Annotated in this window: 12 protein-coding genes and 1 pseudogene; all 13 read right to left on the reverse strand. The window is 33.6% G+C overall.

Going from position 1 to position 21,225, the window contains the following annotated elements; genetic code table 11:
• Window positions 1–4,132: ATP-binding protein (locus ACHUET_RS03010; protein ID WP_394210552.1), on the reverse strand; the 4,132-nt coding region annotated here is incomplete at its 3' end.
• A gap of 51 nt (window positions 4,133–4,183) precedes the next feature.
• Window positions 4,184–5,752, reverse strand: a complete 1,569-nt coding sequence (locus ACHUET_RS03015; protein WP_394210554.1) for a hypothetical protein — start codon at window positions 5,750–5,752, stop codon at window positions 4,184–4,186.
• Between the two features lie 2 nt (window positions 5,753–5,754).
• Window positions 5,755–7,470 carry a hypothetical protein gene (locus ACHUET_RS03020; RefSeq protein WP_394210555.1) on the reverse strand — a complete coding sequence of 572 codons (1,716 nt, stop codon included), beginning with the start codon at window positions 7,468–7,470 and terminating at the stop codon, window positions 5,755–5,757.
• A 237-nt stretch (window positions 7,471–7,707) separates the two neighbouring features.
• The gene (locus ACHUET_RS03025; protein WP_394210557.1) at window positions 7,708–10,848 is read right to left on the reverse strand and encodes a site-specific integrase; all 3,141 of its coding nucleotides are present in this window, start codon (window positions 10,846–10,848) and stop codon (window positions 7,708–7,710) included.
• Complete coding sequence (locus ACHUET_RS03030; RefSeq protein WP_394210559.1) at window positions 10,845–12,989, reverse strand: hypothetical protein; 2,145 nt, start codon at window positions 12,987–12,989, stop codon at window positions 10,845–10,847. The genes ACHUET_RS03025 and ACHUET_RS03030 overlap by 4 nt, the downstream gene beginning before the upstream one ends.
• A gap of 79 nt (window positions 12,990–13,068) precedes the next feature.
• Window positions 13,069–13,620: a hypothetical protein gene (locus ACHUET_RS03035; RefSeq protein ID WP_394210561.1), complete on the reverse strand. Its 552-nt coding sequence runs from the start codon at window positions 13,618–13,620 to the stop codon at window positions 13,069–13,071.
• A gap of 297 nt (window positions 13,621–13,917) precedes the next feature.
• Window positions 13,918–14,663, reverse strand: a pseudogene (locus ACHUET_RS03040) (IS3 family transposase); the annotation flags it as partial.
• 305 nt (window positions 14,664–14,968) lie between these two features.
• A complete protein-coding gene (locus ACHUET_RS03045; RefSeq protein WP_394210563.1) occupies window positions 14,969–15,691 on the reverse strand; it encodes an HAD family hydrolase in 723 nt (240 codons plus the stop codon).
• Window position 15,692: 1 nt separating this feature from the next.
• Window positions 15,693–16,253 (reverse strand): histidine phosphatase family protein, encoded by a 561-nt coding sequence (locus ACHUET_RS03050; RefSeq protein ID WP_394210565.1) that lies wholly within the window; start codon window positions 16,251–16,253, stop codon window positions 15,693–15,695.
• A 1-nt stretch (window position 16,254) separates the two neighbouring features.
• On the reverse strand, window positions 16,255–16,818 hold the full coding sequence (locus ACHUET_RS03055; protein ID WP_394210567.1) for a D-sedoheptulose-7-phosphate isomerase: 564 nt from the start codon (window positions 16,816–16,818) through the stop codon (window positions 16,255–16,257).
• A gap of 10 nt (window positions 16,819–16,828) precedes the next feature.
• Window positions 16,829–18,049, reverse strand: coding sequence for a DUF6270 domain-containing protein (locus tag ACHUET_RS03060; RefSeq protein WP_394210569.1), 1,221 nt, complete (start codon window positions 18,047–18,049; stop codon window positions 16,829–16,831).
• Window positions 18,021–19,190: a hypothetical protein gene (locus tag ACHUET_RS03065; RefSeq protein ID WP_394210570.1), complete on the reverse strand. Its 1,170-nt coding sequence runs from the start codon at window positions 19,188–19,190 to the stop codon at window positions 18,021–18,023. The genes ACHUET_RS03060 and ACHUET_RS03065 overlap by 29 nt, the downstream gene beginning before the upstream one ends.
• A 3-nt stretch (window positions 19,191–19,193) precedes the next feature.
• Window positions 19,194–20,870 (reverse strand): carbamoyltransferase family protein, encoded by a 1,677-nt coding sequence (locus ACHUET_RS03070; RefSeq protein WP_394210572.1) that lies wholly within the window; start codon window positions 20,868–20,870, stop codon window positions 19,194–19,196.
• Between the last annotated feature and the right edge of the window lie 355 nt (window positions 20,871–21,225).

Consider the following 21,225-nt stretch of genomic DNA (forward strand, 5'->3'; position numbering starts at 1 on the left):
CAGACGTATCAGACGTATCAGACGTATCAGACGTATCAGACGTATCAGACGTATCAGACGTATCAGACGTATCAGACGTATCAGACACTGTACATTCAATCGTCGCCTGACGTGTTGTCAATTTTGTAACAGATACATCGTCGAAAATGGAGCCATCTGCCCTACCTATATCTATAGTTGGCGTTTTAACAGTAGACTTAAGGTCATTGTCATTCTTATTTTCTTTACTTATCGTTTTTGTTTTGGGACCCGACAAATCTTCCGAATAAAGATGATTTAGAATAGTTTTTTCAAAGCTGACTTCTGAGTATTTTCTAACAAAATACTTCTTTGAATCCTCTCCTAGATTATTATACTCATCAGTATAGAATTTTTCTATTATCGAAGAATCATTACTATTATCTTCGGTATGGCATATCACTACACTGGACGTCCAATGGATTGCAAAATCACCTTCGCTTAATCGTTCAAGGGCAATATTCAGTTGTTGAGCCTCTGCCTGATTAATATGTGAGCGTATTACTAAAGCCCTATGCAGCTGTCCCCACCAATATCTTCTATTATAGCCATTATTACTTTTTTTACTGTCTCTTGGCGCAAACAGTTTACTTAGATAATGTATGCTGGCCTCAATTTGATCTTCAGCTTTTTTTACCAAATTTGGCGAGCCAACTTTAGCTTCGACAATATGAGCATTTAATATCGGCTTATTATTTTGGTCTAATTTCAGTGATAACTGCAATAAATCTGCTCTATTATAGCTATCTTGTAATTTAAACCAGTGTTGGCATGAATCTAGAGGTATCCACTGGCTAAGTAAACAATCCTTTGGTTTAGAAATTGCTTTGATAGATAATGCATAGCCATACAAATTTCTTACAGCTTCATTATTACCTAAAACTGCTTTAATGTTAGCAACACCTGATAAAGACTCATTCAGACGTAATACTTCATCAACTAACTGTAATAGTGTTTCTTTATGAAGATAATGCATGATACCGGAAATATGATTATATATGCTTTCCTTAAGCTTCTGTTGGGCGTCGTGTGCAGTTGATAAAGTAACATTTAGCTCACCATAATGACCATGACCAGAACTAAAACTGATAACTTTATGGTTTTCATTATTACCTTTCTGCAGTAGATTATAATCAAAGTATTCATCAATATTGACTACCCACTGCGATATCTGATGTAGCGTTTCAATAAACTCAATATCAGCTTGCTCATATTCCATTTTAGATACTACAAAATACTGCTCATTTTCACTTCGATTGGATACTTCGAGGTTAGCAGTCAAGTTTGCGTGTTCAGATTGGATGGCAATCTGTCGCTGACTAAGGCGTAGTTCGCGTAGGTTATCTTGTTGTTGAATAATAGGTTTTGGATAGTAAATAATTGGAAAGATTAAGCCACGATCCTCATTTGATTGTAAGGATATAATAGGTGCTGGATCAGTCTTACCATAAGTTCTATTTTGTAAAAAGCTAAAATTGAACACCATATCAAAGCAACCAAGACCGGTTGCATCTTGTATTTCAAGTATTGACTCTAAACTTCTTTTAATATGACCTACTTCAGAATTAAAATGGCTAATTTTTAATTCTATAACCTTGTCCTTTTTAGCAAACTTGTCGACTAAATCTTCTTGCCAGTTTTTTAATGTATTCACTGCAGTTAATTTGGATAAGCCAATGGTATAGACTGAAATATGTAATGAATAATGAATACGATTTGGGTCTTTGATTAGAGAATCTTGGCAATACTTCGTTACTCCAGCTAGTAGCGAGGGTAGATTCGTTACATTTGTTGCTAATATACGTAGTCCATCTTTTGCATGAAAGTAGACCTTTTGGTAATCATTGAGTGTGTTATAAACAATACTTTCTTCAGGAGTAATAGCTTGCACATCCTGAGTGTCTTCATCATCATCACTTTCTTTCAGCAAAGCCTGTACAGATAAGTCGATATTATCATCAAGTGGCTTACCAATATAATGCAGCCAACCAAAAGACTTCGCATGAGTACTAATACCCTGTTTTTGGTTTAGGGCAAGGATTGGTGTTTCAATCTCAGACTGAACAAAAACATCATCAATACCATTTTTGTTAAATATATAGTTTGAACCACTATAGACATCAGAAACAGCAAAAGTAATAAAATCTATCTGAGCAGAGACTAATTCAAATACTGCCGGATGATAAGCATTAATTAATACTCCTTCTATTGCATTAAAGCCACTATGGCCTAAACCCTCGGTCATAAAGAAACCATAATAAAATCTTTCTTTAATGTCTTGTGCGATATAAGCTTCAGATGTCATTATCTTTTTTAATACGGAGCTATATGCCTCTAAAAGTATTTGAGCTTGACTTCTGGCAACATATAATCCTTCATCGATAACACATTCTAACAAACGTATATAGGTGTTGCTTAAATTCTGAAGTGATAACTGAATATCTTCTGCTTGTGAAAAATCATAATCTTTGAAAATATCGATGACTTTCATATCACTCAAGCCTAAACTTGTTAAGCGACAAGCCTCTTCTTGATTTGAAGCATGATAAATTGCTTGATAGATTTGTTTGTTCATTACTAATATAGGTAAAAGACAGCCTTTATTAGTCTCTATTTTTTGTAGTATTGTTTTTGCGAGTTGAACATGTAACCGCTCGATCTGAAACTCTGATAGCTTCCATTTAAACAAATATACTTCAGTACTTTCTCCAACTATCTCTGTCTCAAAAACTACATGTGGATTGGAAGTAGACGAACGATAAGTGGTATCTTCATTAAGTGGTAAAAAATCCACGACACAATTTTCGATCGCTAAATCTAAATTCCCGATATAACCCTCTATACCACCCAACACTCCTTTCAATACAGACCTAGCCAGCTCATCTTTATTTATATTATTATTTTGAGCATCTTTACTATTGAAATCGTGCTGAAAATGCTTGATTCTAATAGTAACTAGCGAAATACTACGAGATTGATGCTCATTACTAAATCTCTCTAAGGAAAAATTTAAACCTTTACATACAGCTTCAAAGCTATGGCAATTGAAAGAAGGTATGCTTATATTAGAAGAAGTCTCCTCCTTTTCTTCTTTTATATTTAAAGCTTTTAATACAGGCAATAAGTCTGTTTCGATGAGCTTTGACTTACAATCGTTATCTGCATTAAGGATAAAACTTTCTATGTAAGAACAATAGAGGTTAACATCTATTTTATTACCTGATATATTAGATACTTCAACTTCAGAATTTTCCAGTAAGTATTTTCTAATTTTATCAAGATCTTTTATTTTTCTACTACCTTGATTATATAGGCGATGAGAAATAAATTGATGAGCAGCTTTTAAATATTGATGGCCTTTTTTACTCTTAAACAACTTTATATCATCCTCAACATGTAGATAAGGAAGACCTAAGTTAATTAAGCTTGAGAATAAACTACATAACAAACTATCATAGTCTTCACTATACTTGTCATTTGAAGAGTACTTCGCTAACCATTCTTCAAGTAAGTCTGCTTTTTGGCTCAATGTTAGAGGTACTAGACTGTTTATTAACATTAAATAATCGTTTAGCTGATTATAATGTTGCTCTCCAAGCGTTAGACCTTCGTTTTCAGCTATTTCTTTTAACCATTTATTATAATTACCTCCTAATGAGTCCCAAACTTTGTTACTTGTACAAACAAAGAAATCCGCGAGTCCACCTTTATCAGTTGTATGATCAATACCTACTAGTAGAACAAATAGTCTTTCAACGCCCTCATCAACAGTGGTTCTATTACGATACCAAGTTAACTTATCTTCTTCATCTAACCATGAATTAAGTCTTAGTCTAGTGAAAGCTTCAGTATCATTACTACTTAGCTTTAAAGTCTCCCAATGCTTAACCAAACCATGAGCCACCTTTAAATATGATGCACAAACACTTGCAGGATATAATACTGTCATTTTTTTAAAAATTGACAGTACTTGATTAGGCATTAAGCTTTGAGTGATAATTCTAGTTTCACCAGCATGAGTTAATGAATTATCAATGGTATTTTGTAAATAGTCAGTATAAGCAGATAAAAACAACTCACTTGAAAGGTTCATAATTATTTCTTCTTTAATCATTTATTTTTTTATCTAATAGCTGAAGCTAATTAATCATTATCTAGATAAATTTTAAGGGTTATTAACTATTGAAATAGCATCTGATAGCTCGATTAATAGTCCAGATTGCTTCAGACCTTCTTCTATCCAGCTGACATCTATATTAAGTACTGAGTCATCATTACGCTCTAATTGCCATGCAATAGCTTCTTGAATCTGTTGACCTTCTATAGCAATACCAAAATGAGTATAAATTCTACTCAAAAAATCATTAAGTTTAATACGTGTCCCGCTTTCAATTAAAGAATATACAAACAGTCTTATTAAGCTAGGCGTTAGTATAAAACGTTGTCCTGAACCTTTGTGTGGAATTACTAACCCTATATTTTTTGACATTCTTCTAAATACGTCTGAGCTATGTTTATCAACTTGCGTATAATCGTTTGGTTTTAGATTTTTCTCTTTTCCAACTGAGCGCATCACTCTATAAATAATTTCTTCAGACTTACTAAAAGAAGATTCGGCCAGTTTTCTTACATTGTCTTTAGTAGTCGCGCTAGGATTACATACAATCCATGCATAGTTTCCGTGATAGTTGTCAGTTGTTTGGCTATTCTGATCAATTTGGGTAGAGCGAGCCATGATAGAGCGTAAGACTTGGAGTACACAAAGCTGCTGCAACAGCTCGATTTTTTCAAGCTTACTTATTTTAGAGCTTAGTAAATTGAGCATTTCATTAGCAAATAAGAATCCTTCAATAATGTAACTCTTAGGAATAGTTGCGAGAGTAGCTGAACGATTATCGTTATCTTCAATATCATATTCACTTAATGTACTTTCTACAAAGTTGCAGATTTCCTCTAATTGATGAGTTTCGTCTTTTAATAGTTTTACTAATGCATTCTCGAGCTTCTGCTTTAAATTTGGTAAGTTAAATTCCAAATGTTGATAAGCAGTATTTTCTTCAATTTTCTGTAATGTTAGTTTAATATCAATATCATTAGTAAATAAGAATGCTATCTGCAAAAACAATGCTTCTCCACCTCGAGCCATAAAATTATGACGATCTAATTGGAAGCGTTCAGCGCTATCTGACCAACTTCCATATTCTTCAGAAGAATGTGGCCAGGTTACCTCTCTTCCAAGAAAACTAGGAGTGATTGGCATAAAGCTATAAGTAGACCATGTTCGATTATTAGCAATACCAACAAAGCCATATAGCAGATTTTGTAGTGTATTTACCAAGTTATTTTTTTCTGCATCAGATAGACCTCGCTGAGTTTTAGCTCCTAACTCATCTAAAGCGTCTAAAAAAGATTGTTGATGAACAGGGTGACGCGTATCTAGCTTTGATTGACTAAAAAAACTAAAAAGTTTAAGTGGAAGTCTAGACTTTGGGAAATAATATCTACTATCTTCACTAACATTAAATGAGTTTTCACTTTGGTTCATTTTAAGTTCATCGGTAGTAATCTTTTTTTCACTCTTTTTAGAGTGAAAAACCAAGAGAAATTCTGATAAATACTCTATAGGAGTTTGGTCAGCTAAGAATCTTCTACCATATACTTGAATAGCAATATTGGTTTTACTATCAGCTCTAAAGCTAGCACTAGGGAATTGAATTGCATTAATATCAGTCATTACTACCCTTCCATTCTAATAATCTTGTGATCGCCCGATTGTTCAAAATATATTTCTAATTTATTAACACTCTCATCAGATTTCATTCTAACCAGAGTAATTGCATCATCATCAACATCTTGAGCATAATCGATAAGACTTAATTTAAAACGTTCTAACTGAGTCTTATAGATAGGATTTAATGATTCGGTAACATCTCCAATCACAATATTTTCAATGTAATCTAATAGTGGCAAGCTTAAATCTAAGCGAACATTTTCTGAATTTTTTGGTTTCTTTAAGTGTATAAAAGGCAGCTGTTTTTGATTATCATAATCAATACGAAAGGAATTTTTAGCAATACTACAAACCATTAATTGAGCGATCTGAAATACTGAAGAATCTGAACGCTTTAGCGTGATATTGATATTATCCTTATCATCTGAACCCGAATAAAATAAATTCAAGGCTTTCTCACATAGTCTCTTAACTCTTCGGGATTCATCGTTAAAACTATCAGGGTGTATTTGCCAGTTATTGAATTTGTATATGCTAGTGGAACCCAAAAATAGAGACTTAGTGTTTTTATTCTCATTAATACCATACATAAATAGAATTCTACGTAACGCGGCTTTTTCGTGATGGGACTCACTTTTCTTGTCGTTGTTGATATATTCTATAATAATAGACTTTAAAGGCTCATTAACTAACTCAAACTTGCTCTCATCTGTAATAAAGTTCTCAATTTCTATGCCTGTATATTTGCCAGCATGAATTCGAGAAACTAGATCTATGGCCTTCAAGTCTTTTGCTTTATGCCAAATCCTATTACCAATGTAGCCGAAAAAAGTATCGCTAAATAATAGAGTTTCAGCACTATTCTCAAATGGCATATCATCATTTGATAGGCTCATACCAGCAGTCAAAGAAACGCTTAGATGCGCTAACATCTGCCGCAAAGTCATACGCTTTTCATAATTCAGTAGATATAAATATGTTAAGCGAATACTTTCTTCGACATCTTGATAGTGATTTTTGATGGTGCAATAGTTAATACTAATAGGATGAGTGGGATGTTCTTGTATGATTTGCTGCCACTCTGGATGGTTAATAATATTTTTGAAGATATTCAAGGCTACTTCTATATTATTTAACTTAGCAATATTTACAATATAAAATGCTTTTGAGTTGACGTCATCTAATCTCAAGTTACTTATATCTTCAATAGCAATATCTTTATCAAGAAATTCTAATATTTTAGATTCTATTTGGTGAGCTTTAAAATTGGAAGTCCAATTAGTCTTCTCCAAGGAGTTAGCTATTGAAGTTAACAAAGGGCCTGTATTACTTACAATCAACCAATTTCCTGATGAGTTAAATGCTTTTCTTAACCAACTTCTTCTATCTTCTAAACTTAGTTCACTCATATCCTTGAGTACGTTTAATTCATTTTTTTCGAGATATTCGTGCTCTTTGAATTGATATCCTTGTGGATACTCTTCTTTACCTAACTCTCTCAGCAACTCGAATGCTATTGTAGATTTCCCATCCCCTGCATGGCCGGTCAGAATGATGATAGCATCCTGATCTTTAGAAATAATTGATTTCAAAGACTCAACAATGGGAAAAGGATGATATATGTCTTTAAAATAAGATGAGTTGACTTGAGATTCTGCAAGGCTGTTCGTACCTGAAGCATTAAGATTATGAAGCGAATTAATATAATTTATGAGTTCCATGGTGACTACTTAATATATGGTTTTAGAGTTAGTTGTTATTGATGTCAAATTCATATTTATTTATGTGCAACTACTATTATTTTTAAGCAGCCATCATAAATATCAAACAGTTGTTATGTTATCATTAAAGTTAACATTATCCTTCCAAAAACGCCTTTTTTCTATAAAAAAACCTTCATTATTCTGTTTAGCTGATGTCCCCTACCGTCAAATCCATATGTATAAAATTGAGAGCTATCAATCAGTCAAACCATCTACGATGAGCAAAAAATGCAAAACATAACTCATCAAAGCAGAAGATAATTTTGCCTTGCCCTTTTTCTGTAGCGGACTAATAAGTGTTAATGAATAGCCGTTGTAAGTATCTAAATGAATTAGGTCACCTTCGAATTCAAGCATGTCCTTTTCAAACTCTTCTATTTTTTTTAGCTTAGCTGATTTATCAACAACAGAGCGATATACATTTTTATTCTTCTCATTGAGGTAAGGCTCTGACTTAAGGCAGCTAATATTAACTCGCCAATGCTTGCTTGGTAGTATCTGACACATAGTACTTAAGTACTTATAAAAATTCTTTTTCTGCTTAAAGGTAAAACGAATCTCACTTTTAGAGCTATTAACCTTTTCATTAAAGACTTGAAGCATCTCTTTCACCTTATGCCGACCCTCCTTAGCATCATATAACTTTTCAAGATTATCAAAGCATAAGTTCACTAAGGCTTGCTCTTCATGGTAATGCAGCGGTGTTGGCGCTAGTAAAATATGGTCAGAGCGTTGTTTACGTTTTTTAGAGATCAGTTTATGCTTTAGATTGCCCTCAGTATCTTTAACTAGGCTCAATGCTCGCTCATAAATCATCAACGCATCATCGTACCTAAAGTTTAAACTACTGGCCTCACCTAGCGTTTGACCATCCTCAATGTCCCATAAAAGCTTTTCTATCATTTCACGGCTATATCTACCAAACACTGCTGAATACTGCTTTTTATCAGTATCAATAGAACTATTACTTAATAGTGGTATCTTCACCTTATTAGCAAGCACTAACTTTTCACAATCAACCTTACGATTCACGTATTGTCTGATTCGATTGAGATCAACAGCGTTGTCCCTGCTCTCCAAAGCATTTTTGTTATGCTGCTTTAAGTCCATACGACTGGTGCCAATAAACTTATTAACAACGTCCAAAGGCAGGGACAATTTAGCCTGCTGCAATTGATGACTTGCGATGATATCAGCGGTATGAATATATGAGCTAAAAGTCGTGATGAGATCGGCATGACCGGCAAACTCCATTAGTGCATCCCAGTAATTTGTTGAGACGCTGCGTACCCTACCTAAAAAATGAGTTTTAATATCATAGATTTTTACTTCATCATAATCTGTGAACTGCATGACTAGCATTGGGCTACATCTGAGTATAAGCGCCATACTTGATATCGCATTATGACGAAAGCTGTGCGGAGTAATGTCGTGATAAGCAGTATTTTCTAGTATGCGTTTTAGTGGCTGCTCAATACTATAACGAGACATAACAGAGGACTGATACGCTAAAGTAAATAAGTAACGAGAAGACTGTCGCTTTTTTAGGTGAAAGAACCTTTTAAAACCTTCTAGCTCTTCTGACAAAAGTAATACTGATAAATATATTCGCCGTGTGCCGTCATCTGATTTCAAGTCTCTATGCGCGTTAGGGCGAACAATAATGTTATATTCAGTAAAGCTTTGATTGTCATATTCGATATCTGTAACTTGTAGTCCCAAAATTTCACTGATACGCATGCCGGTACGGTATAACAGTATTGTCACAATACTAAGCGCTTGTTTATAGTACTCACTCAGCACTTGTTGCTCAGCGATACAATCAAGAATAGTATGATAAACTTTCTGAGGAACTAGGTAGCTCGACACTATTTGCGCATCACCGCCTCCTATGATGTCAATTTCAGGCGCTTGAGTATGCTTCTTTAAAGAACCATGCAGTGAGCAAATAACTGTTTTTGTATATCCTAATTTATTTGGGTTCTTTTCTGCAATAATTTCGTTATATATATAGTGATAGTCATGTTTTGACCATTGCAAAAAGTCAGCAGTACGTGTACCCGCAATAAATCCATTCCCGATCTCGGACAAATACCGCTTTAAAGTATTAATTTTCCTTCCATTAATACACAGATCCAACATCCATCTAACCAATCGTTGTTGATTGGGATATAGGTTTTGGGTTAGTAGACTTACTAGCTGTGATTGAACCTGTTTTTTATCGTTATTAAGTATCGTGCGTATCTCTTTAACTGCATCAGACCTAAACCGTTCGACTTTGACAGCATCAAGTGCGTTATCACCATTGTTACTAGTACTAGGCCCGATCATTAATTTACTAACATGCTCATCAGACAGAACCACCTTGGGTGTTTTAATGCTCTGAAAATACCTAAGTAGTTGCGATGTTGATATTGATGTTTGCTTTTGCTGACCTGTTAGCACTTGAACCAGTTGAATGTCTAAATACACGTCTGGCAGAGTTTGCCAGTAGATTGCAATGTGCTGCAAATAGTTAGATTTATGGATTGATTCAATCGTTAAGTTTTCTCCAATAAACTCACCTAGCCTTTGAATAATTTGACGGTATTTAGGAAATTCGCTTTGCGCTTGACGCTGGTGGCGTTGTAGCTTGAGCAGCCATAAACGGCTAATATCATCTATAATTATCAGGCGCGTTTGATACACCTCATCTAAATCCCCCTCTATAGGAGTAACCTCGTTGCCATAGTCAGGTGATAATAGCCTGAGTGGCATGATAAGCATGTCGTCAAATAACTGATATATCGGTTTACTATCTTTGAGATACTCATATATTACCTTGAGTATCTTTTCATCGTTATAACCTGCAAAACTAATTAGTGAAAATAAAAACCAACTTACACAATCAAGTACGCTAAAGGTATTTTTTTTCTGCCATGTATTAAACGCTTGTGTGACAATATTTTGGGCTTTAGACAAGTATAAAAACTCATCAAAATTATTTATGTTTTTAGGGCGCTGTGGACGTACAGCTATGATTGGCTTTGGCAATAACGGCAGATATCTTTTTTGACGTACTTCATTAACTTTATCAAAAAAGCGCATACGTTCGAACAATGCAAATGGTAGTAGATGTGCTGACAAATTTTTCTCAATCTCTTTGTAGATTGATTCGTATAAATCGTAAATTTGCTCATCCGTTATCGCCTCTGAGTACTGGTTTTCTTCAACAAAAGCATCCCACGCGTTTTGACACAGCTCTTTAGTATACTGTAATGCCTGCTTGCGCTGATCTTGCGATTTTGCTGACCGTCTTAGATGACCGTATAGAATATCTTGCTGTGTCTTTGTCATAAAATAACCTGCTGTAGCTTGAGTTTTACTGCCAGCTGATGATAAGTATTTTTAGCAGCTAATATGTGCCCTATAGACAATGCTGAGTTTCTTCTCCACGCTTCTTGCCCTATCATTTCATGACCAAAGATCGCTAAGATGACTGCTTCATCTAACCCATATTCATGTAAAAATCTTTGCCCAACGTGTCGTGTCCAGTCTATTTTAAAGCGAAATTTCTCACCCAATTCTTGACTAACAATAGCTGGCCGCAAGGGATGAAAGCTCCCTTTTTTATCTATAAAATTTAATAGTGGGCGCTCAGACGCCAGAATTTTATTAACTTCAATACTGAAGTTAGGATCTAAGCGTCCATAACGCTTAGCAAAGCTTCCCAGGTAACGTAAGAAGTTTTGAATGCCTTCTGTTAAAAATGAGCAAATAGGTACCCTTCGCTGACTATTACCCGTTACCCTTTCCTCTTTATCAGAAATCCAAGCGATACCTGTTTGCAGGTTTATTTGGTTTAAATAACCCGGTGCGCCTTCTACGGCTCTAATAGACGTTAGTAAAAGGGACACATGCCAAAGCCATAAATTATAAAAATTGAATTTTTCTCTATAATTTGTGGTGGTTACTACCTTTTGATACAGATAATTAATGAATAGACTTACTATCGGATAGTCAGGGCTGTTTTGACTGCCAATAGCATCATCACTGAGTGCTACCTTGGATAAATATTCAACGACGCTGGATTTTTCTTTGTGACAGCGGTCTGTAAGAATTTTAATCGCATTGTGATAGACCTCTTTCACCTTCTTAATATTGTGCGAGCTATACCAAGTATCAGCTCTTTTTCTACTGTTACGTGAGGTAATGATAGTGGCTAGTTGAGTACTACCAACTTCATAAATAATAATGGTGTACAACGACTTTTCAACTCTACCCAAACTAATAACTGGCAGCTGTAAAGTTGCTCGTAGATCAGCAATGACCTCGTTAATCAATACTGAATCCGGATAACCTTTATAGGTTAAAAAGACGCCCAATGCCTCAGGTATTGGTAGTTTGAACTGCGTCAACCGGTTAGCAATAACTGACCCTATTCCTGTAGTTCTAATGCGTAGCGGCGTGATATCTAGATTAATGATAAATTCGTACTTTGCTTTACGAGCACTAATATCAATGATTTCTTTATGATTATTATTAATATCATTAGCCAATCTAGCGACTGAATGACCCGTGTATAAAGAAAGCAGTAAATAAGCTATAGCTCGTTTTTTGTCCCTATCAGCTTCACTGTCATTGTAGTCATCAAACCACTGCCACAATTTAAATGCTATATTTTGAACAGCCGTTAATGGTAACTGACGGATATTGCTACTCACAAACCTCTCATTTTTATTTGCATGCACAAATTTCGACCGTGTTCTTCGATAAATCTGATTTGTTGAGAATTTCTCGGTCTCTTTTAGAGTTTTTTGCTCGATATAATTGAAATCAGGAATTGGGTCATCTAATCGCTCACGATTAATATCATTACCATTCTTTGTTTTCTCAAAACTTGTAACTGATACCAGCTCATCTGTATCATCATCCACATCCATTTGCGTCACATACTCAGTTTTTGGCTCATCAATTTTGCTCTGTTTAGTCTGTTTCCTGCCTAAGGAAGTGCGCGTTATGCTATCCCTGTTGTTGAATGCGAAATCGATGGTTCTATAAATTTTGATAAATAATGTGAGATTAGAGTCATTTTTATCTTCTAGTTTGACTCGATAACTTTCAAAATTATTATAGGTAGTCTGTAAACTATCTGCTTGTAGCGTCGAGTAACAGTGCCGCCAAATGCTGTGATTGCCACTATCTGGATCTATCCATTTCCTTGCTTCAGTGGTAGTCTCGCTAATACGTCTAGGTAGATCGTTTTGAGCAAAATAGATAAGCAGATGGCATAATTTTGCGACCCACAGCCATTCTTTACTTGGATTACTGGTATCAAGGTTTGGTAGATGAAAGGTACTGGCGACAAATGATCGAGTTAGATTCTCAGGCTTAGTTAATTTGCCTTTATAGGAATCGTATATTTGTTTTATACGAACTGAAGTCAAAGCTTCTGACTGTTTAGACTCAGCTGTAATGTCCATAAAATCATCTGACACTAGACTAGCCACCGTTATAAAGAAGCTCCTAATATCAGCGGTATAGATGTCGTCAGTATCTGGTATCAGTGTCTGCACGTTAGTTATTATTGTCATAGCGAACCTCACCAATTAGTTCAGAAAAAGATGGTATCTTAGTGGGCTGCTGATTGCGGTATAGACTTGTCTGGTAGTCGTAGTGATGACGTCTGAGGCCTTTAATATTTAAAATGTGCTGTATGGTCAGAGGTTTATTAAATAGCGCTTGTTGCACCTGAGCAGGCATACTACTTTTTATAACCTCAAAAAATTTTGGGTTAATAGGATCTAAATTAGTAAACTCATTCATAAGGCAAGACCAAGCGCGTTGCTCAATTTCTGCTTTAGAAAGATCTACCCTTCTAATAGAGATTTCAGTGCGATCCCTCAGCAAACACACTTCTCTAAAACCCTCAAAAAAACAATACTGCTCATCGATTTCGACGACTTCAAATAATAGTGTTCTATCTGAAGCGAACTCATTAACTTCAGCATCAATCCATTCGCAAAATATCTGATACGGTTTTATAGCACATTCATGCACTATCAAATTATCCTTTACGTTAATACTTTTGACATTTTTTCTTATTGCCTTCTTAGTGCGCTTCGCCATAATCAACGACCTATATGTCAGAGGCATATGCCACAAAAACCAATCACTTTCGATGGGGTAGACATGCTAAAATATATTTTGGTTGGTATCATATTACCACAATATAGTAGTGTCCATAAATATATCTATATTATTATTATACCTGTTATTTATAAATATTCTTATACATAAAAAAACCTGAAGCCCTTTAAAATAATGGGTTTCAGGTTTATAGAAATCAACGTTAATTTGGTCGGCGTCCTTGCCAAGGTTGGGGTTTCTACGTTTGAGCTGTGTTAGTTTAGGGGATAGTTACACTTTCACTCCAGCTAAATATAACCAGCCCTCAGCAGTCCAGATATAGGTAATGTCGCTGACCCATGCTTCGTTAGGACACTTAGCGTCAAACCTCTGATCTAAAACATTGTCATAGACCAGCTTGTTGTGGTTTGAGTCAGTAGTGACTTTAAAGCGCTTATGACGACGGCATTTGATGCCGTGTTCCTCTTTGATGCTTCTTACCATATACAGGCTAATGTTGTGGCCTTGTTTGCTTAGATGAGCATGCAATCGATCTACGCCATAACGTTCTTTCATTTCACTGTGAGCGGCTTTAACTAGTAGCTCGCACTGATTGCGGTGTACCTGCTGTTCGCTGATGTCACGACTTAGCCAATCGTAGTAGCTTGAGGGCTTAACGCTTAATACACGGCACATAGTAGTGGTGCTAAATATCTGACGATTGTCTTTGATAAAAGCGTACTTTACGGGCTGTTTTTCGCGAAGTACGCGGTCGCCTTTTTTAGAATCTCGCGCTCCTCTTCAGCCACTTTGAGCTGACGCTTGAGCTGCTTTATTTCTTGAAGAGCACTCATAAGGTCAGGATCATATTGCTCTGTGCCAACAAGCTTGCCTTGATTGGCTTTGTTATGCCAGTTTGATAGCGTTTGCATAGCAATACCTAACTGCTTTGCAGTAGCTGAGATATTGCCATTATTATCTGCTATCTTCTTGACAGCTTCAGCTTTAAATTCGTTACTGTAGGTTCTTAATTTCTTGGTCATGGTAAACTCCTATAATTGTGCTTAGTTTACCAAGTTTAGTTGTACGGTTTCTTCAGCATAGCTCACTGATAACTATATTACTATCCTCAAAAGTATTTTTAATATAACACTTGGGTATACCTATACTAATCTCACTAACCTCATATTTACTTCCAAGAGACTCCATATCTACTCGTATCTTTGAGCATAGTGCGAGGCATGGCGAACGTTATCTTTTTTGTGTGAGAACTTAAAGATTAACCGTTCACTATTTTTTTTGCCATCAATTTAGTACCAATTTCCAACACGCCCTGGTTGTATTAATTTTATAAAGATTTAATTATACCTTTTAAATACTTTAGTAAGTTAGGAATATCATTAAATATTAAACCGTTAGTTTCGTTATTTATTCCCATTAAAATTGGAGTGAATCCAAAATTTTTTGCTCCGTTATAATCTTTTTCTAAAGAATCTCCAATAAAATATACTGCTTTATAATTATTGATTTTTAATCTTTCTGCCACATAGATAAAAATTTCTTCTGAAGGCTTTCGAATACCGATATCGGAACTCGAAAATACCTGCTCTATGTAATTCCCGATACCTAGATGATCCAAATATATTTTCAAATTGGTTCCAGAAAAAATACTATTACTTAATATAAAAATTCTATAGTTATTTTCACTTAGGTACTTTAAAAGCTCAGGTACGCCGTTAATTATTTTTTCATTACGAAAAATATGAATAAAATTCAATTCAATTGAACTGAAATCATCATGGATTTTTATACCTAATTTACTCTCAAAAAAAGTTAGCTGATTAAAAAATGAGGCTTCCCTACTAGAATTTTTTCTATCTTCAAGATATTTAACCTTAAATAATTCAGAATTTTCTTTTAATTCTATAAATCTATTCTCAAAATATGTATTTGCCAACCATTTTAAAGCCTCATCATACTCATTTTTATTATTATCATTATTATCATTATTATCATTATTATCATTATTATCAATCAATGTGCCAAATAAATCGAATATTATGAATTTCATTTCATAGCCTTAAAATATATCCGTCAAGATAGTTGACCCATTCGTCATTAACATTACTGTAATCAGTCAAATTTAATGAGAATCCCGTACACGCAACAGTACCTGACTGGCTGATATAGAGAGTTATTCCTTTTGTAAGTGCAGTCTTTTCAAAAAAAGCAACTATTTTCTTTCTTATACTTTCTGGTCTGTGTATAGCTTCATAATAGTATCCCTTTTTCCATTCACTGAAAATATCTCTACATCTCATAGTGTCCGTAAGCTTTGCATATTCAGCTTCATTCTTTATTTGTATTCCGGGTTTCCCAAGAGCATTTGATATGGAAATATCGCTACCCTCTCCATTTATTCTATTATTGATAATAGTTGCAGTTTCTATGCATCGTTGTTCTGGGCTTGATAATATATTAACTTGTTTACCTAACAAATATAATGTTTCAGCGAACTCTAAACATTTATTTTTCCCCACAATTGACAAATCATAGCTATCGATATTTTTCTCGCCATGTCTTATGAAAATGCATATATTATCGCTATCCTGTAAATTACTTAAACTAATCATATTATATATTTCTATATTCTCTAATTAACGTTGAAAGAAGATGGCAACAAAGTAAATGTAAATCTTCAGAGATCTGCATATTATCAACGGGAACATGTAAATAATAATCAGAAAGTTCTTTTAGCTCCCCTCCATCAAAGCCAACCATGGATACTACAATATTTCCTTTATTTTTTGCATATTCAGCAGCTTTTATAACATTAGTTGAATTTCCGCTACCAGAAATTGTTATCAAAATATCTTTTTTATTCAGAATATATTTTAATTGATGTAAAAACACATCGTCATAAGAATAATCGTTAGAAATAGCCGTTATTGTTGATATATTATCAGCTAAACAAGTAGCCGGCATTAATTTTAAAGCTATTGAAAAAGCATCATTCAAATCCGTTTGAAAATGAGAAGCTGTAGATGCAGATCCACCATTTCCGCAAATATAAATTCTTCCTCCTACACAAGCAGCCTCAATTAAAATATCATAAATATTTGCAATCTCGTTGTGATTTATTATTTTGCAAGTTTGGATTACATTTTCTATGTAGTTACTGATAATCTCTTTTTTCATATAATGAAACCTAATTTAAAAAACACATTATGTCATGAAATAACTCTTTATAGTACGCACTTTGATAATGAGATGGAGAAGCGCCACCAAGTATTGGACTAAAAACATCACTTTTCCAGCTAGTGTTTCTCTTATCTATATAAACAGAATGTGGTATTTCTTCTAAAAAGACTTTATCGACTTCATCCCAATTCTTATTTGCATTTAAAATCCATTCCATCTTATCGCTCCATATATCTATTTGATTGGATTTCTCATTGATTTTGTATTTACTCTGCCTACCTCCAATCAAAATAACACTTTCTATGTCATATTTAATTAATAAATCATTAAAGTGTATTATACTTTTGCGATATAGCTCTAAATGCTGTTTCGTCCCTGGATATATGATTTCACAAGAGGAAAGTAGGCGTTTAAAAATTGACTCCGCTAGATACCTGTTATAAGTTAAAAACGAATTACTTCCATATTTTATGATTGGGCTAGTTGCATCTATATAGTTATCTACAACAACTAATTTAAAATTATTATCCTTGAATTGTTTATCAATATTTTTTTCAAATTCTATTGCAGTATATAAACCTGCATCTCCAGTTATTAAATCCTCGATCATAGAGAAATTATAATCGATAGCATCAGAAAAAATAGATATAAAGGAGTTATGAAATAAAGCTTTCTTTAAGTTAAAATATTTTTTATATGTCGGATTAAAATATTCGTCTGATTTAAATATATTTCTACTGAAGCATGAACCAATAGATAGAACATCTATTGGTAGTTTATTAATACTCTCAAGCTTTTTTTTATTTTTATACTGGATATTAACTTGATTATGCGTAAGCATTTTATCTTTTGGAGTATTAATAAAGAATAAAAAATCTTTTGTTGCAAGAATAGAAGTATTACCTGTATTTATTTCTTCGAATTCAGTTGAAAATTCATAGCTAATTCTTTTGGTTAGAGTAGCTAATGAAAGTTTAAAAGCTTCCATCGGAAAATTCTTAATAAATGAGTATAGTTCTTGAGTATCAATTATGATTCTTTCTTTTTCATTATCAGTATCTATACAAAGAACCTTGGGATTGTATTTATTCTTACTTTCTAGCCATGAATCTATTTCAATTTTTTCTGAATTATCAACTTTAAAAGAGATAATAACTGAATGTTTATCTATATAAATATCATTGATTAAAACCTTATTATCACTTTTCACTAATAACTCTCCAGCCATGTGAAACCACAGTGTTCAAATCGTTAATTGAGTATAAAGCTTTATCCACCAAACTCTCTTCACTATATTTTTCATATAACATATCATTCAATTTTTTCTTAGAAAAAACTTGATGGCACCTAGTACTTAAGCGAATTTCGTGTTTTTTAAGTAGTAACTCTATTCTATCCCAGTAGAAAATCATTTTTACAAATGAGTTTTTAAGATTTTTAATATATTCTTCTCCAAAAAGGAGTATGAGTTCATTACTATTAAAGACATCATCCATAGTCATCGAATATTGATCTAACCAGTTTACTTTTTTTCTTAAAAAAGAAATCATAATGTACATTGAAACTATTGTTTCTTTAAAAGCCTTTTTAAGTTCTGATATTTCAACTTCATTTCCAAATAAATACTTTTTAAAATCAAATTTATAGTTTAAAAAAATATTATGCTTATTTTCTAACTCTGCTAAATCATCAATAAAATTGTATCTTGTGGAATTCTCTATTATAAGAATAGAATACAAGCAATCAATGTTACACTCCAGTGTATATTTTTCTTTATAGCCATCGATTAGTGATTTGTAATCTCTTACATTTTTGATGCCCATTATATTTTCAATTAAAGCTTCAGGTCCACATCTGTATTCAATATATGCATGGCTAAATTTTAAAATATATAAATTATCTTCTTCAGTCAAATCATCATAGTCATGTATCATAGGGTAATGCTGAAATTTTCCATGAATATTATCTATTGAGTGTTCAAATACATAACAAATAGAATAGTTAATTAATACTTCTGCGCATTCAAAAGTATAAGTTTTATTTTCATCGTAGCAGAAAGTTAGGTCAACGTCACTTTCAATTCTATCAGTAAATTTAGTCAAACTACCGAATTCATAAATTATACAATTCTCTGGTAAAAAATTACGAAATTTTTTTATAATCTCCCTGATTACATCTTGCCTAAGTATCCGATATTTATCTCTAAACTCGATGTACTTATTTGAATCGTTATTCCAAGATGCAGAGTTAGTAATATTATAAATATCAAAGAGTATTTTTCTTTCTATATCAAAACTACTTTTTACAGAAGTAATAAAACCCATGTATTCTTTATAATTAATAATATTGGTGACATCAAAGACAAACATTAACTACGCCTTTTCAATAATAAAATTTTCAATTATCAATAAATCTATTTCACTTTCTAAAAAGCATTCTATTGCATCTTCTGGTGTATTAACTAAAGGCATACCACGACTATTAAATGAAGTATTGCACAATACTGGAACATCAGTTAATTCAAAAAAAGCACTAATTAGTCTATGATATTTTTGGTGCTCTTTACTGACTACTTGAGGTCGAGCAGTATTATCTACGTGGACTACTGCAGGAATATCTTTGCGTTTATCTTCTTTAACAATAGCAGCAACATTCATAAAGTATTTTGAATCTGCATTCCCTTCAAAAAAATTAGAATACTGTTCATGTAAAACACTTGGGGCTATTGGTCTCCACATCTCTCTCTCTTTAATTAAGTTTAATTTTATCAAACTACGTCTAGTTCTTGGATCTGCAAGTATACTGCGATATCCTAATGCTCTAGGCCCTGCCTCAAATCCATCTTGTATCCAACCAACAACTTTTCCTTCTGATATTTCTTTGGCAACAAAGTTGTATATTTCATTTTCATTCATCATAGAGCATTTAATTCTTTCTTTATACTTCTCTGCTGTCACTAAAATATCATTCTGTGAGTACGACATGCCCAATCCAGCCATTCTCAATGTATTCTTGACTCCTGATTTACCATATAACTGATGATAGACTTCTAACGCAGAACCAATTGCAGTTCCAGCATCTGACGGAAAAGGAGGGACGAATATATTTTCAAAAATACCAGATTTCTCAATTTTCCCATTTGCAGAACAATTAAGTGCAACGCCTCCAGCGAGAACTATATTATCCATATTTGTCACAGCTTTTAGCTCTCTTACAAAATCGATTAAGATATCCTCTAATGATTTTTGTGTAGATGCTGCAAAATTTGCATAACTCATTATCTCTTCAACATTTCCTGCTTCATATGGAAAACAATTTTCTTTGAAATATTCTTTAAACTGTTGTTTTCTCAATGAGAGAGAGTTGAAAATACTTTCATTCTCTATGTTTGGCAGAGTATCAAAGAGAAATCTCTTTCCAGATAATTTTAATGGCATCTTCATAGTAGGTTTACCATACGAAGCTAACCCCATAAACTTTCCTACTTCTCTATGTTTACCATATAATCCTGTGAATTCCGCTGCTCTATTGTAAAAAAAACCAAGTGAGTTTTGAATATTTATTTCTTCAAAAAAAGTAATTTCTCCATTTTTTGCAAACCCTAAAGAGGTTGAAGCATCTTCTCCACGATTGTCTACTACAAGAATAGCACATTCTGTAAAACCACTTACTCTATACGCACTAGAAGCATGTGCTAAATGATGTTTTATTATATGAATAGGGGGTAGGTTTTTTCCGAAAATTTCTGAAGGTAAAAACCAATCTATATTTTCAAAATCTTTATATTTATCTCGTTCCTCGTTAGACATTTCATAGATAGTATTTCTATACTTCCAATCCATTCCAACAGATATAGCGGAAATATCCTTGATAGAAATCCCCTCACTATTTAAACATGCTAAAGTAGCTTCGATGGGTGGTTCGCCAAGAGCCATTTTATTTCTACTTATTCTTTCTTGTTCAATATATTTTATTACTTCTCCGTTTTTAATAAGAGCAGCCGCAGAATCATGATTACCTATATTTAATCCTAGAATATATTTATTCATTTTTATTATTCCTACTTAACCTTCGATTAGTAAAAGTTAAACTCTAAATAGCTTAAAATATTATGAGTTGACCAATTAAAATACTTTTTAACATTTGCATTAGTAACATCTAGATCTAGCATGGCATATTCATCATCTAATTGTTCGGACATCTGATAAAAAACTAGCTCCCATATGCTTTTTTTTGACCAACGACTAAAATGTGTATGAACTACTCTGAATGCGCAAAAGCGTTTAGGTGGATCATGTCAAATATGGCTGTTTAGCGGTACAGGATAGCTTCTAAGAATAAGCGCTTGTCCTTTGCGGTAACACTAACATCACTACTTGGTTTACCTAGAAAAAAGTCTTTCAT

This window comes from Psychrobacter piscatorii, from assembly GCF_043641605.1.
GTDB classification, from domain to species: domain Bacteria; phylum Pseudomonadota; class Gammaproteobacteria; order Pseudomonadales; family Moraxellaceae; genus Psychrobacter; species Psychrobacter piscatorii_C.